Source organism: Microvirga sp. P5_D2, assembly GCF_054049475.1.
The window spans coordinates 1-13678 of record NZ_JBFUMH010000138.1 but is presented as its reverse complement, the minus strand read 5'-3'; the positions used below and the strand labels follow the sequence as shown (position 1 = coordinate 13678).

General features: G+C 63.3%; 12 protein-coding genes and 1 pseudogene. 4 read left to right on the top strand and 9 right to left on the bottom strand.

Translation table 11 applies throughout. The features are described 5' to 3' along the window. The 5 genes and pseudogenes from ACXJKO_RS24085 to ACXJKO_RS24065 all read right to left on the bottom strand — a co-directional run. A pseudogene (locus ACXJKO_RS24085) lies at positions 1-481 on the bottom strand (ABC transporter permease); the annotation flags it as partial. Then, a complete protein-coding gene (locus ACXJKO_RS24080; protein WP_457093603.1) occupies positions 478-1455 on the bottom strand; it encodes an ABC transporter substrate-binding protein in 978 nt (325 codons plus the stop codon). The pseudogene ACXJKO_RS24085 and the gene ACXJKO_RS24080, both read right to left, overlap by 4 nt. Positions 1456-1605: 150 nt before the next feature. Then, positions 1606-2802, bottom strand: coding sequence for a DNA methyltransferase (locus tag ACXJKO_RS24075; RefSeq protein ID WP_457093602.1), 1197 nt, complete (start codon positions 2800-2802; stop codon positions 1606-1608). Between the two features lie 159 nt (positions 2803-2961). Then, on the bottom strand, positions 2962-3600 hold the full coding sequence (locus ACXJKO_RS24070) for a ribonuclease HII (protein WP_457093601.1): 639 nt from the start codon (positions 3598-3600) through the stop codon (positions 2962-2964). 122 nt (positions 3601-3722) lie between these two features. Further along, a complete protein-coding gene (locus ACXJKO_RS24065; RefSeq protein WP_457093605.1) occupies positions 3723-4808 on the bottom strand; it encodes a PA0069 family radical SAM protein in 1086 nt (361 codons plus the stop codon). 210 nt (positions 4809-5018) lie between these two features. Between ACXJKO_RS24065 and ACXJKO_RS24060 the strand changes: the two genes are divergently transcribed. Further along, a complete protein-coding gene (locus ACXJKO_RS24060) occupies positions 5019-5504 on the top strand; it encodes a hypothetical protein (protein ID WP_457093600.1) in 486 nt (161 codons plus the stop codon). Between the two features lie 6 nt (positions 5505-5510). Here the strand turns inward: ACXJKO_RS24060 and moaB are convergent, their stop codons facing one another. The 4 genes from moaB to ACXJKO_RS24040 form a co-directional block, all read right to left on the bottom strand. After that, a complete protein-coding gene (gene moaB / locus ACXJKO_RS24055) occupies positions 5511-6062 on the bottom strand; it encodes a molybdenum cofactor biosynthesis protein B (RefSeq protein WP_457093604.1) in 552 nt (183 codons plus the stop codon). A gap of 142 nt (positions 6063-6204) precedes the next feature. Then, entirely contained in the window at positions 6205-7068 is an 864-nt protein-coding gene (gene ypfJ, locus ACXJKO_RS24050) for a KPN_02809 family neutral zinc metallopeptidase (protein WP_457093599.1), read from the bottom strand. Between the two features lie 89 nt (positions 7069-7157). Continuing rightward, complete coding sequence (locus tag ACXJKO_RS24045; protein ID WP_457093598.1) at positions 7158-8000, bottom strand: uracil-DNA glycosylase; 843 nt, start codon at positions 7998-8000, stop codon at positions 7158-7160. A gap of 92 nt (positions 8001-8092) precedes the next feature. Continuing rightward, on the bottom strand, positions 8093-8659 hold the full coding sequence (locus tag ACXJKO_RS24040; protein ID WP_457093597.1) for a methylated-DNA--[protein]-cysteine S-methyltransferase: 567 nt from the start codon (positions 8657-8659) through the stop codon (positions 8093-8095). Positions 8660-8947: 288 nt separating this feature from the next. Here ACXJKO_RS24040 and ACXJKO_RS24035 point away from each other — a divergent pair, with 288 nt between their 5' ends. From ACXJKO_RS24035 to ACXJKO_RS24025, 3 genes are all read left to right on the top strand, one after another. Then, on the top strand, positions 8948-10612 hold the full coding sequence (locus tag ACXJKO_RS24035; RefSeq protein WP_457093596.1) for an electron transfer flavoprotein-ubiquinone oxidoreductase: 1665 nt from the start codon (positions 8948-8950) through the stop codon (positions 10610-10612). 214 nt (positions 10613-10826) lie between these two features. After that, positions 10827-12617, top strand: a complete 1791-nt coding sequence (locus ACXJKO_RS24030) for a tetratricopeptide repeat protein (RefSeq protein WP_457093595.1) — start codon at positions 10827-10829, stop codon at positions 12615-12617. Between the two features lie 173 nt (positions 12618-12790). Continuing rightward, positions 12791-13663, top strand: coding sequence for a 4-(cytidine 5'-diphospho)-2-C-methyl-D-erythritol kinase (locus ACXJKO_RS24025; RefSeq protein WP_457093594.1), 873 nt, complete (start codon positions 12791-12793; stop codon positions 13661-13663). The last annotated feature ends 15 nt before the right edge of the window (positions 13664-13678 follow it).

Here is a 13678-nt window from a genome sequence, read left to right as displayed (position 1 = left end):
GATGAAGGCCGAGCACGAAGATGATGCCGCCGCGCCCGAGCATCGGGTTGGCGCTGCCGGCCGCTGGCGCAAGGCCCAATGCGTTCAGAATCGGCGAGGCCGGGCCGGCGAGATGAAGAAAGGCCAGCGCGATCACCTGTGGCGAGATCATCACCGATAGGACGAACAGGAAGGATGCAAGTCGCCGTCCGCGCATATCGGTGACGGTGAGCGCGAGTGCCATGGCGGCGCCGAGCGGCACGGCGATGATGCTCGATGCGAGCGCGGTTTCCAGCGTGGCCCAGGTGGCGTTCACCGCCGAGCGGCTCGTGAGCGCGGCAAGCGCGGCTTCCGGATTGAAAATTCCTCCCGGCGCTATGGCCGTGAAGAGCAGGCGCGCGGCGGGAAGAAGATCGAAGACGAGGACGACCAAAGCGATAAGAGCGAGAAGGCCGATGCCTCCTCGCTCCAGAAAGGATCTGCTTTGGTGTCTGCCTCTCACTGACCGAAGATCTCGGCGAAGGTCGCCTTGTTCCTGGTTTCGTCAGCGAGTGCCTTTGCCGCATTGAAGCCCATGACCTTGATCTGCTCGCGCGCGGGATAACCGGCCGGCAGCGCGACCGCTGGGTGTGCGGCGATGTAGCCCTGCTTCAACGCAAGCTCCTGGCCGTCCTTCGAGAGCACGAAATCGACGAAAGCCTTCGCAGCCTCGGGGTTTTTCGTGGTCTTGAGGATCGCGACGGGCTCGGACACCGCCGAAACGCCTTCCTTCGGGAAGACGAATTCGACGCCTGCGCCCTTGGCCTTCTCGCGGATCGGCATGTAATCGACGATGACGCCGTAGAGCTTCTGGCCGCCCGCCACCTGCTTCAGCACGTCGCCGTTGCCTCCGCCGGCCGCGGCATCGTTCGCCTTCAAGTCCTCGTAGTATTTCCAGCCGCCTTCGATGTTGCCGGTCAATGTCGCCGCATGGATGAGCGCGGCGCCGGAGGTGAGCGGACTCGGCATGACGAGCTGTCCCTTGACCTCGGGCTTCGTCAAATCGAGCCACGATGTCGGCTTGAACGTGGCCTTCGTGTTGTAGGCGATGCCGGTGGTGATGAGCTTGGTGGCGAACCAGAATTTTTGGGCATCGTGGGTGCCTGCGGGATAGGCGGAAATGTCGGCCTTCTCGTGCGCGAGGAGTCGGTCATCCTTCTTGAGGCCTTCCATCGTCACGCTGTCGGCGATCAGCAGCACATCGGCCTGGGGCTGGCCCGCTTCGATCTCAGCGCCGAGCTTGGCGAGAATCTTCGGGGTCCCGTCACGGACGAAAGTGATGTTGACGCCCGGGTTCTTAGCCTTGAACGCATCGATGGTCTGCTGCGCATCGGTGTTCGGCTGGCTCGTATAGAGCACCAAGTTGCCGGTGGCTCCCTGGGCCTGCGCGACGGCGGGCAGGAGAGCGGCAAGCACGGGTAGAAGAATGCGTTTCATGGACACGGGTCAGTCCCTCTCGATTGACAAGGCTGACCCCGCGCTAGCGGTCTTGGGTGACGCCTATGTGACGAAAGGTTAGTGCGGGAAACGAAAAGGGCCAGCACTAAGCTGACCCTTTTAACGTTATATATTGAAACGCTTTTGCGTTCAGGCCGCCATGTCCGCCCGAACCTTGGTGCGGAACTCGTCGATGCAGACGAGGCCTTCCTTGCGCTCGGCGTGCCAGAAGGTCCAGCCGTTGCAGGAGGGCAAGCCCTGCACGAGGGCGCCGACCTTGTGGATCGAGCCGACGATAGGGCCGAGAGATAGCGTGCCGTCGGCGCGCACCACGGCCTTGTATCGGCCGCGCACATCCACCAGCGTCTCGCCGGCCTTCACATAGCCACCCTCGATGATGGACAGGAACGGCACGCGCACTTCCGTGCGCTTTTCCGGCGGGGCGGCAATCGACACATCGGAGAGCTGTTGAACCGCATCGATGCGCGCGCGGGCTGCCTTCGCATAAGTCGGATCGCGCTCGAGGCCGATGAAGTTGCGGCCCAGCATCTTGGCGACGGCGCCGGTGGTGCCGGAACCGAAGAAGGGATCGAGCACCACATCGCCGGGGTTCGACGACGACAGCAGCACGCGGGCCAGCAGCGACTCGGGCTTCTGAGTCGGATGAACCTTGCGGCCGTTCTCATCCTTCAGGCGCTCATCGCCCGTGCAGATGGGGATGAACCAGTCCGAGCGCATCTGCACGTCTTCGTTGCCGGCTTTCAGCGCATCGTAATGGAAGGTGTAGCCCTTCGAATCCGAACCTCTGGAGGCCCAGATCATGGTCTCGTGAGCGTTGGTGAAGCGGCGGCCCTTGAAATTCGGCATCGGGTTGGCCTTGCGCCATACGATGTCGTTGAGGATCCAGAAATCGAGATCCTGCAGGGCCGCGCCAACACGGAAAATGTTGTGATAGGAGCCGATGACCCAGAGCGTCGCGCTCTTCTTCATCACGCGGCGCACGGCAGAGAGCCAAGCGCGGGTGAAGGCGTCGTATTCGGCAAAGCTCGCGAACTTGTCCCAGTCGTCGTCGACGGCATCGACGAGGCTCTGGTCCGGGCGCGTGAGCGCCTGTTCGAGCTGGAGATTGTACGGAGGATCCGCGAAGACCACGTCCACGCTCTCAGGCGGAAGCTTCTCGAGATTGGCGATGCAATCGCCGAGAAGGATCTCATTGAGAGGAAGAGACTTCGGCAGGACGGAGAGGGGCGTTTGACGCCCCGTCCGAGGAGCCGGCGCAGACCGCCCGGTACGCGAGACACTAATCCGGGAGGCGGCGCCGGCAGCCCCGGTACGCGAGGTACCCATGGGTGATCACCGATTACGCAACTGACACTCAGGATCATCGTCCGTTAGGGTAAAGAACGCGTTTATCGCGCAGAAAAAATGCGTCCTATTTTGGGTCGGCAAAACTTGCCGACTTATTGAAAGTATTGGGGTTTTAGAGTTAACGGGCGTTAAGCAGGGTTACAGATCCAGTAACCCTTGGCGCAACGGCGAAAAACTCAGCCGGTGATAGGGGCAGGGACCGTCGCTCGCGAGCACCGTGAGATGGGTTTTCGTGCTGTAGCCCGCATTGCTCGCGAATCCATAGCCCGGATAGGTCTCGCTGAGTCGCGCCATCATCCGGTCGCGCACTACCTTTGCGACGATGGAGGCCGCCGCGATCGAGGCGATGCTCGAATCACCCTTGATGACTGCTTCCGTGGCACAGGGCAGGCGCGGCGGGTCGTTACCGTCCACGAAAGCCATGTCAGGCTTGCAGGGCAAGGCCGCGAGCGCCCGGCACATGGCGAGCAGGGAGGCCTGCCGGATATTGATGGTGTCGATCTCCGCATGGGAGACAGAGGCGATGCCCACATGTGAAGTGGCCAGGATCTCGGCGAAGAGGGTTTCGCGCTTTTGTGCGCTCAGGGCTTTCGAATCGGCGAGGCCCTGCGGAACGTTGGTGAGATTGAGCACGACCGCCGCTGAAACAACAGGGCCAGCCAGCGGCCCACGCCCCACCTCATCGAGCCCCGCGATGCAAGTGTAGCCGGCGGCTCGGGCGGAAAGCTCGCGGTCGAGGCCGAGGCCGGGTTTCGGGATGCGAATCGGTGCGGTCATGCGAGGGATCAAAGCGGCGAAGAGGCCGCTTGTCATCCCATCTGCATCACTATGTCCTGCGCCATACTCGTCCTACGATCCCGGATCTTCGCTGCGCTTCGCCCGGGATGACACGTCTCCTCTCAAAACAAGCTCATCTGCCCTGTCTCCTTCGCAGGGGCCTTGAACAGATCCTTGCGCAGGGACAGGTTTCGCTTGTTCAGGCCGAGCCGTTCTGCCGCCGTTTCGAAGCGGCGGCCGATCATCCAGGCGTAGGGGCCGACGCCGGATTGGCGGGTGCTCCATTCGGCAGCGTAATCCTTGCCGCCACGCGCTTCCTGCAGCAGCGTGAACACGTGCTTGAGCTTGTCGGGGTAATGCTCGGCCAGCCAGTCGCGCATCAGCTCCTTGAGATCGTGAGGCAGGCGCAGCAGCACATAGCCTGCTTCGCCGGCGCCTGCGAGCTGGGAGGCCTTCAGGATCGCCTCGATCTCGTGGTCGTTGATCGCCGGGATGATGGGGGCGACGAGCACGGTCACCGGAATGCCGGCCTCGGTGAGCTTGCGCACCGTCTCCAGCCGTTTCGCGGGTGCGGCGGYGCGGGGCTCCATGCGGCGGGCGAGCTTGGGATCGAGCGTCGTGATCGAGATCGCGACTTTGACCAGATTCTTGTCTGCCATCTGCTTCAGGATATCGATGTCGCGGGTGACGAGCGCCGACTTCGTCACGATGCCGACGGGATGGTTCGCGCGGTTGAGCACCTCCAGGATGGAGCGCGTGATGCGGAACTTCCGCTCCACCGGCTGATACGGGTCCGTGTTCGCACCGAGCGCGATGGTGGTGGGCACGTAGCCTGGCGCCCGCAGCTCCTTCTCCAGAAGCTCTGCCGCGTTGGGCTTGGCGAAAATCTTGGTCTCGAAGTCGAGGCCCGACGACAATCCCTGGAAGGCATGGGTCGGCCGCGCGAAGCAATAAGAACAGCCATGCTCGCAACCGCGATACGGATTGATCGACTTCTCAAAGAGAATGTCGGGCGAATCGTTCGTGGTGATGATCGTGCGCGGCTTCTCGACGATCACTTCGGTGGGCAGGGGCGGCAGATCCTCCTCGATGTCCCAGCCGTCGTCGAAAGCCTCCCGCTGCGCGGGCTCGTAGCGGCCGCTCGGGTTGGCGGAGGCTCCGCGCCCACGGCGGCGCTCCACCTCGACGCGATAGGCCGGATCGTCCATGCGCTTGCGCGCGGCCTCGGCCGCCTCCAGCGGCGTGCGCGGGGCAGGCCGGGAGCGGAAGGGGACGCGGGCATTGTCCTTGGCACGAACGGTCATGGCGGCCTCAAGCGAATCTGGCAACGGAACGTAATGAGAACAAAGAACAAAAAAGGAACAAAATCAAGTCGTCTTGAGGGCTGCGGATCTCGATGAAATTGCTATAGTTCCCGAATGATTACCGTCGTCGTCCGCGTGACTCATGGGCCCGAGGCCCTGGCCGCCACCTTGAGCGCTCTCGTTCCCGCCGTTGCCGCCGGGCTGATCGGCGATGCGGTGATCCTTGCCGACAAGCAGGACGATATCCTCGTGCAGGTGGCCGATGCCGCCGGCGCGAGCCTCGTCGAGGGCGATGCCTGGGCGGATGGTGTAGCAGTCGCTCGCCGCGAGTGGCTTCTGTGCCTCGATGACGGCGATATCCTGCAGGAGGGATGGATCCGCGTGCTCGACCGCTTCGTCGGTCTTGCAAAGCCCGAGCAGGGCCTCGCCCGCATGCGCCGTCAGCGCGCGGGGCTGATGAGCAAACTTGCTGCGCTGCTGGCAGGCTCGTCCGTCCGCGCCGGCGATCTCGTGCACCGCCGCGTGTTGATGAACGAGATCAAGGCCCGCGTGCCCGTGCAGCTGTCGGCTTCGATCGAGCGGGATCCTGTTTTCGGATAAGCGCGATCAGCCTTGCTTCCCGCGCTTCAGATGCTCGTCGAGGCGCGGCATGATCTCGACGAAGTTGCACGGCTGGTGGCGATAGTCGAGCTGTGCTTCCAGAATGCCGTCCCACGCATCCTTGCAGGCGCCGGGTGAGCCCGGTAGCACGAAGATGTAGGTTGCATTTGCAACGCCCGCCGTCGCGCGCGACTGGATCGTGGACGTGCCGATCTTATCGTAGGAGATGCGGTGAAACACGGCGGAGAAACCGTCCATCCGTTTCTCGAACAGAGGCTCGATGGCTTCCGGCGTGACATCGCGTCCGGTGAAGCCCGTGCCGCCCGTGGTGATGATCACATCGATGGAAGCATCGTCGATCCAGCCTTTCACCTTGGCCCTGATCGCATCGACATCGTCGGGAACGATGGCGCGATCACCGAGACGATGCCCTGCTTTCGTGAGCCGCTCGGCCAGCGTCGAACCGGACTTGTCCTCATCGAGCGAGCGCGTGTCGGACACGGTGAGCACGGCGATGGTGAGGGGGATGAAGGTCAGCGTTTCGTCGATATCGGGCATGATCTTATTGAGCTTACATGAAAGCGTTCGTTCTATCGTCATACCCGGCCTCGTGCCGGGTATCCACGCCTTTGTCTGCGGCGGTCCCTAAGACATGGATGGCCGGGACAAGCCCGGCCATGACGTTGAGAATTGCGATGTCTTAAAGCTTGCTCGCCCTGAACGTATCGCACGCTTGGATCTGCCCGCTCTGCAAGCCTGTGGTGAGCCAGCGAACGCGCTGTTCGGATGAGCCGTGCGTAAAGGAATCCGGCACCACGCGGCCCTGGCCCTGTTTCTGCAAGCGGTCGTCGCCGATAGCCTCCGCCGCGCGGATCGCTTGTTCGATGTCGCCCCGCTCCAGGGATTTCCAACGCTGGTTGGAATGGTTCGCCCAGACGCCGGCGAGGCAATCGGCCATCAGCTCCACGCGGACGGAGAGCTGGTTGCGCTCGGTCTCGCCCACTTCCTGCTGGCGCTGCTGAACGCGCGGCAGAATGCCGAGCTGGTTTTCCACATGGTGACCGACTTCGTGCGCAAGCACATAGGCATAGGCGAAATCGCCGCCTGCGCGGAAGCGCTGCTGCATTTCCTGGAAGAAGGACAGGTCGATGTAAACGGTCTGATCGAGGGGGCAGTAGAACGGCCCCATGGCCGATTGCGCACCGCCGCAGCCGGAGCGCGTCGCGCCCGAGAACAGCACGAGCTTCGGCTCCTGGTATTGCCGGTTCGCCTGCTGCGGCAGAACCTGCTTCCAGACATCCTCGGTGTTGCCGAGGATCGCGGCGGCGAAGCGGCCCGCCTCATCCTGCGGCGTACCCTGTTGTCCCTGCTGCTGTTGATATCCGGAGCCGCCGCCCGCGATCATCTCGGCGCCGCCGATCAGGATGCGCGGATCGATGCCCAGCGCCCAGCCGATGAGGCCGAGCACGACCATGGCGCCGATGCCAAGGCCGCCTGCGCCGCCCATGCCCATGCCGCGACGGTCTTCCACATTGGACGAGGTTCGAAAATCTTCCCAGCGCATGATCCACCTGCAATCAACCACACTCATAGTGCGCAGCTTCTTAAGGCGTGAGCATATGAACCGGTTCCGAACGCCCTGGAGGCGCTCCTTTATTCCTTACCGTCTAGCGCGCGCCGGAGGGCTTGGAAATCCCGCCAGCCGAGTCGCTTCTGCAGCGGCTGGCGCAGGAGATAGGCCGGGTGCAGCGTGGGCAGGGCGCGGATCTCGCGGCCATCCTCGGCCTTGTAGGTCAGCCAGCGGCCACGGGTGCGAAGGATTCCCTCCTTCAAGCCAAGCAGGTTCTGCGCGGCGGGGCCGCCGAGGCAGAGCAGGAATTCAGGCGAGGCAAGCTCGATCTGCCGCGCGATGAACGGCTTGCAGATGGCGATTTCCTGCGGCGTCGGCGTACGGTTGCCCGGCGGACGCCAGGGCACGATGTTCGCCACATAGATCTGGGTGCGATCGAGGCCAATGGTCGCCAGCATCCGGTCGAGCAACTGGCCGGAGCGGCCCATGAAGGGCTTGCCGATCCGGTCCTCGTCGGCACCGGGGGCCTCGCCCACCAGCATCACGCGGCCTTCCGGGTTGCCGTCGGCAAAGGCGAGGTTTTTCGCAGAAAACTTCAGGGTGCAGCCTTCGAAGCCGGCCAGGATCGCCTCAAGCTCCTCAAGCGATTGCGCATGGCGCGCCTGCTCGCGGGCAAGGCTCGCCACTTCATCAGGCGCGGCGGCGGCAACCTTGGGCAAGGCGCGGGGTGGGGGCGAGGAGGCCGGAGAGGACGCGCCGCGCGGTGCTTCGCGTTGCGGAGCGCCGGTCTTTGCCTGGGCGGGCTCGGCCTTCGGCTCCGCGAAACGGTTATGCGGCGTCTCGTCGAGCGCAAGGTCCACACCCGCCTCGACATGGAAGTCGAGCAGTGCCTGAAGGGCATCGCGGTCGGTGGGGAGATCCTGCATAGGATGTATGTAAGCATTTCGGGACTGATGAACAACTCAGGCCTACAAGAAACCAAGAGAAACCATCGACTGCGCGGAAGCCGGTCCTGCGCTTACGAAATCAGGTCGAAAAGCGTCGGGCTCTCGTCGCGCTTGGCGCCTTCGATGGCGAGGAGGCGGCGCTTCGTCATGCCGCCGCCATTCGCCGAGAAGCCACCGAGCTTGCCGTTCGCCGCGACGACCCGGTGGCAGGGGACGATGATGGCGAACGGATTGCGCCCGAGGGCCTGTCCGATCAACCGGGCGTCATCGATGCCGAGCCGGGACCCAATCTCACCGTAGGTCAGCACCCTGCCGGGCGGGATGCCGCGGGCAACCTCGTAGACACGGCGGTGAAGCTCAGGCTCGCCATTCATATCAAGTGGAACAGTGGACAGATCGCGCGCTTCGCCCTTCAGCAGGGCGATCACCTCCGCAATGATTGTCTGGATATGAGGCGGTGGCAGGGTCTCCGAGCTTTCCGGAAAACGCTTCGCGATCCGGCTGCGCGTCCTCGATGCGTCATCCTCCGGCAATTGCACGCCGACAACGCCACGACCGTTCCAAGCGAGGCCGCAGAAGCCGATGGGCGTGTCGAAGAGCGTGTAGAACGCCTCGTGATCGGAGGAGTGATCCTGCATGGAGCTATTTTACGCGCTCCACGTAATCGCAACAACTCACGATGGTCGAGTCACCGCAATAATCGCAGGTTTTTCCATGGTGCGGAATACGATGGAACACTTGGCATTGGGTAATTGAGCTGACGCATGACCCTATGCAGAAACAGAACTTCCCGCATGGCAGCATTGCAGTTAGGAAAGCTTCTAGGAAAGCTTTTCAGTTTAGCTGCACTTGAGAAGGCGGACGGATAGTTCATATATAAACTATCTGTTTCAGAAACTTCGAAGTTGCGTAGGAGGAGGAACCCGATGGCCGATCTGCCCGCCCGTGAGTCGATGGAGTTCGATGTTGTCGTCGTGGGCGCGGGCCCTGCGGGCCTGGCAACCGCCATTCGGCTCAAACAGCAGGCGGCGGAGGCGGGGGCGGATATCTCCGTCGTCGTGGTCGAGAAGGGCTCCGAGGTCGGAGCTCACATCCTCTCCGGCGCTGTGATCGACCCCATCGGCCTCGACGGCCTTCTCCCTGAGTGGCGCACCGATCCCGACCGGCCGCTCAAGACCGAAGTGACCGCAGACGAGTTCATGTATCTGGGCCATGCCGGCGGCGTGCGCATGCCCAACGTGTTCATGCCCAAGCTCATGAACAACCACGGCAACTTCGTCGGATCGCTCGGCAATGTCGCCCGCTATCTCGGCCGCAAGGCGGAGGAGCTCGGCGTCGAGATTTATCCCGGCTTCCCGGCCTCGGAAGTGCTGGTCGAGGACGGCAAGGTGGTGGGTATCGCCACCGGCGACATGGGCATCAGCCGCGACGGCGAGCCCAATGCCAACTTCACCCGCGGCATGGAGCTGCGCGCCAAGTACACGATCTTCGGCGAGGGCGCGCGCGGCTCGCTCACCAAGCAGATGGTCGAGCGCTTCGGGCTGAACGCCGGCCGCGACCATCAGAAATACGGCATCGGCATCAAGGAAATCTGGCAGATCAAGCCGGAGAAGTTCCAGGCCGGCCTCGTGCGCCATTCCATGGGTTGGCCGCTGCCGAACAATTCCGGCGGCGGCTCCTGGCTCTACCACTTCGACGACAATCTCGTGTCCGTCGGCTTCGTGGTGCACCTGAACTACAAGAACCCGACACTGTCGCCCTTCGACGAGTTCCAGCGTTTCAAGACGCACCCGATGGTGCGCGACGTGTTCGAGGGCGGCAAACGCATCGGCTACGGCGCGCGCGCCATCATGGAGGGCGGCTGGCAATCGGTGCCGCGCCTCTCATTCCCCGGCGGTTGCCTCGTGGGTGATTCGGCGGGCTTCGTGAACGTGCCGCGCATCAAGGGCAGCCACAACGCCATCCTGTCGGGCATGCTCTGCGCCGACCATGTGTTCTCGGCGCTGCAAGCGGGCCGGGCCCATGACGAGGTTGCGGCTTACGAGGAATCCTGGCGCGCCTCGCCCATCGGCTACGATCTCAAGCGCGTGCGCAACGTGAAGCCGCTCTGGTCCAGATACGGCACCGCCATCGGCGTGGCGCTGGGCGGTCTCGACATGTGGCTCACCGAATTGTTCGGCTGGTCGCCCTTCGGCACCATGAGCCATGGCAAGCCGGACCATGAATGCCTGCTGCCGCTCGACCAGGTGAAGCCGATCAAGTACGACCGCCCCGACGGCGTGCTGACCTTCGACAAGCTGTCCTCGGTCTTCCTGTCCAACACCAACCACGAGGAGGACCAGCCGGTCCACCTGAAGGTCAAGGACATGGGCCTACAGAAGGCATCCGAGCACGATGTGTTCGGCGGTCCTTCGCAGCGTTATTGCCCGGCAGGTGTTTATGAGTGGGTGGAAGGCGAGGGCGGTGCGCGTTACCAGATCAACGCGCAGAACTGCGTCCACTGCAAGACCTGCGATATCAAGGACCCGAACCAGAACATCAACTGGGTCACGCCCGAGGGCGGTGGCGGGCCGAATTACGTAAATATGTGAGGGCCATAGCCCTTGGCGGTCATCCCGGACGCCGAAGGCGACCCGGGATGACGTTTCAATATTTCCGGTCCTTCCTCATCCMCTCACGAGGCTTTTACGCCCCCAGCGTCAATTGTCCCCTTGCCGAGGGGAGAGGGAACCGCCATTCTCCGGCCTGATTTGGCGCACATCTCCGCTAAAGTCCTGAGATGTCGCGATATTGGAGCCGCGCTTCGTGCCCACATTCAAATTGCCTTCGGCCCGCAAAGGCCTGCCTGTGCTCGTGTTGACGGCCGCTAGCCTGCTAGTGGCGCCTGCCTGGGCGATCAATACCGACCCGAATGAGACCTTGAGGCCCGCCGAGAGCCTGGAAGGCAACTTCCTTTCGGCCTATGTGGCGGGGTCCGCCAAGGATACGGAGGCCGCCTCGGTCTTCTTCCGCGAGGCGATTGCCGAGGATCCGAGCAATCCGGAGCTTCTGGAACGGGGCTTCGTGGCCTTCCTCGCCAGCGGGGCCATGCCCGAGGCCTATCGGGCGGCGGAGCGTCTTTCGGCCCGCGACGGTTCCAACAATCTGGCCCAGTTCGCCCTCGGCGTGCGGGCGCTGAAGAATCAGAAATATGCTGATGCCCGTTCGCGCCTGGCGCGGGGCACCCGTGGCCGACAGGCGGACCTGACCGCCACGCTTCTGACCGCCTGGGCCTATGCGGGCGCGAAGGATGGCAAGCAGGCGCTCGCGACCGTCGACAAGCTCAAGAATGAGCGCGCCTTCAACCAGTTCCGGGAATATCACGCGGCCCTGATCGCCGATGTGGTCGGCAATGCCAACGAGGCCGAGAAGCGCTTCAAGGCCGCCTATGAGGGCGAGCGCAACACCCTTCAGGTGGTCGATGCCTATGGCCGATTCCTGGCCAAGCGCGGCCGCAAGGACGAGGCCATCAAGGTCTACAAGGCCTTTGATGAAATGGCTCCGCGCCACCCCATCGTCATGGCTGCCTTGAAGGCGCTTGAGGAGGGCAAGCCCCTTAACCCCCTCGTCACCACCGCTCAGCAGGGCGCAGCCGAGCTGCTCTATGGCCTCGGCGTGGTCGGCAACACCCAGGGCGACGAGCTGACCGCCATCATCTATCTGCGCCTCGGCCTCGATCTGGAGCCGGATCATCCGCTCGCCCTCGTCACCCTCGGTGACGTGTATGAGCGTCTCAAGCAGTACGATCAGGCCAACGCCATCTTCGAGCGCGTTCCCAAGGCTGCACCGGTACGCGCCAACGCGGACATCGCCATCGGCCAGAATTTCGAGCTGATGGGGCGCGGCGAGGATGCCGTCAGTCATCTGGAAAAGCTCATGAAGGAGCGCCCGGAGGATGTCGAGGTGGTCATGGCGCTCGGCAACGTGCAGCGCTCGCGCAAGAAGTTCGCGGAAGCCGCCGAGACCTACGACAAGGCCATCCAACTCGTGGGCACGCCTCAGCGCGGCCACTGGATCCTCTATTTCTACCGCGGCACGTCCTATGAGCGCTCAAAGCAGTGGGACAAGGCCGAGGCCGATCTCAAGAAGGCGATGGAACTCGTGCCCGAGGGCCTTCCGGCCGCTCAGGCTCAGGTGATGAACTATCTCGCCTATTCTTGGGTGGACCAGAACATCAACATCGACGACGCCTTCAAGATGCTGCAGCGCGCGGTGGAACTTGCCCCCCGCGATGGCATGATCATCGATTCCCTCGGTTGGGCCTATTACCGCATGGGCCGCTACGAGGAGGCCGTGCGCGAGCTCGAAAAGGCCGTGGAGCTCAAGGCCGGCGATCCGACGATCAACGACCACCTGGGCGACGCCTATTGGAAGATCGGCCGCAAGCTCGAGGCCAAGTTCCAATGGGACCACGCCAAGAACTCGGACCCGGAGCACGAGGACCTCGTGAAGATCCTCAAGAAAATTGATAACGGCCTCGAAGAGGACCCTAAGCCCGCCGCCGCCGAGAACGCACCGCCCGCACCGGCGCCGGCACCGGCTCAGAACGGCGGCTAGGTCAGTTCATCATCAGCATTAGGTCATGGCCGGGCTCGCCCCGGCCATTTCTTTTTCTCTAGCCCATCACCACTGCCCTAGGATGAGGGTGGTGGAGTTGGGCCGAGTCTCCTTCGACATCTCATTCCTGGGCTACTCTTCCCATCGCCCCATCTCTCGGGCATGGAAGAACCATGTCTCCGCCTCTCGCCACGCGCGCTCCCGCCAAGATCAACCTGACGCTCCACGTCCTTGGACGGCGGGCGGATGGCTATCATGCCCTGGAAAGCCTCGTGGCCTTTGCCGRCACGGGCGACGATCTGCGGCTCGAACCGGGGTCTGGCCTCACCCTCCATGTGCAGGGCCCGACCGCGCCGCTGGTGGGGAACGACGCCGACAATCTTGTGCTGAAAGCCGCAAGGCTTCTGGCCGAGCGTGTTCCCGGCCTGAAGGCCGGCGCCTTCCATCTCACGAAGCGTCTGCCGGTGGCGGCTGGAATCGGCGGCGGCTCATCCGACGCCGCCGCTGCGTTGAGGCTGCTCGCGCGGCTCAACGGATTGTCCCTGTCCGATCCTGCGGTGGTGGAAGCCGCAAGGCTGACGGGCGCGGATGTGCCGGTTTGCCTTGAGCCGAGGGCCCGCATGATGCGCGGGGCAGGGGAGGAGCTTGGACCCGCTCTTGCGATACCGCGTCTGTTTTCCGTGCTGGTCAACCCGCGCATGCCGGTCGAGACGCCCGCCGTGTTCAAGGCGCTCGGGTTGCAGCCGGGACAAAGTTTGAATGGCGGCATGCATCCGATTGTTCACGCTGGTCCTATGTCAGCTCTCTTCGACAGCTTGAATGCGGCCCGTAACGATCTCGAAGCGCCTGCTCTCACACTTCAGCCGGTGATCGGAGATGTCATCGGCTTGATGAGAACGATGCAAGGCTGCCGTCTTGCGCGGATGTCGGGATCGGGCGCGACGGTTTTCGGATTGTACGACGATTGCACGGCCGCAGCTGAAGCAGTGAAATCCATCCGGCGGGCGCATCCCGATTGGTGGGTGAAGGCGACGAGTCTCAGATAGCCACCTCTCTCACGT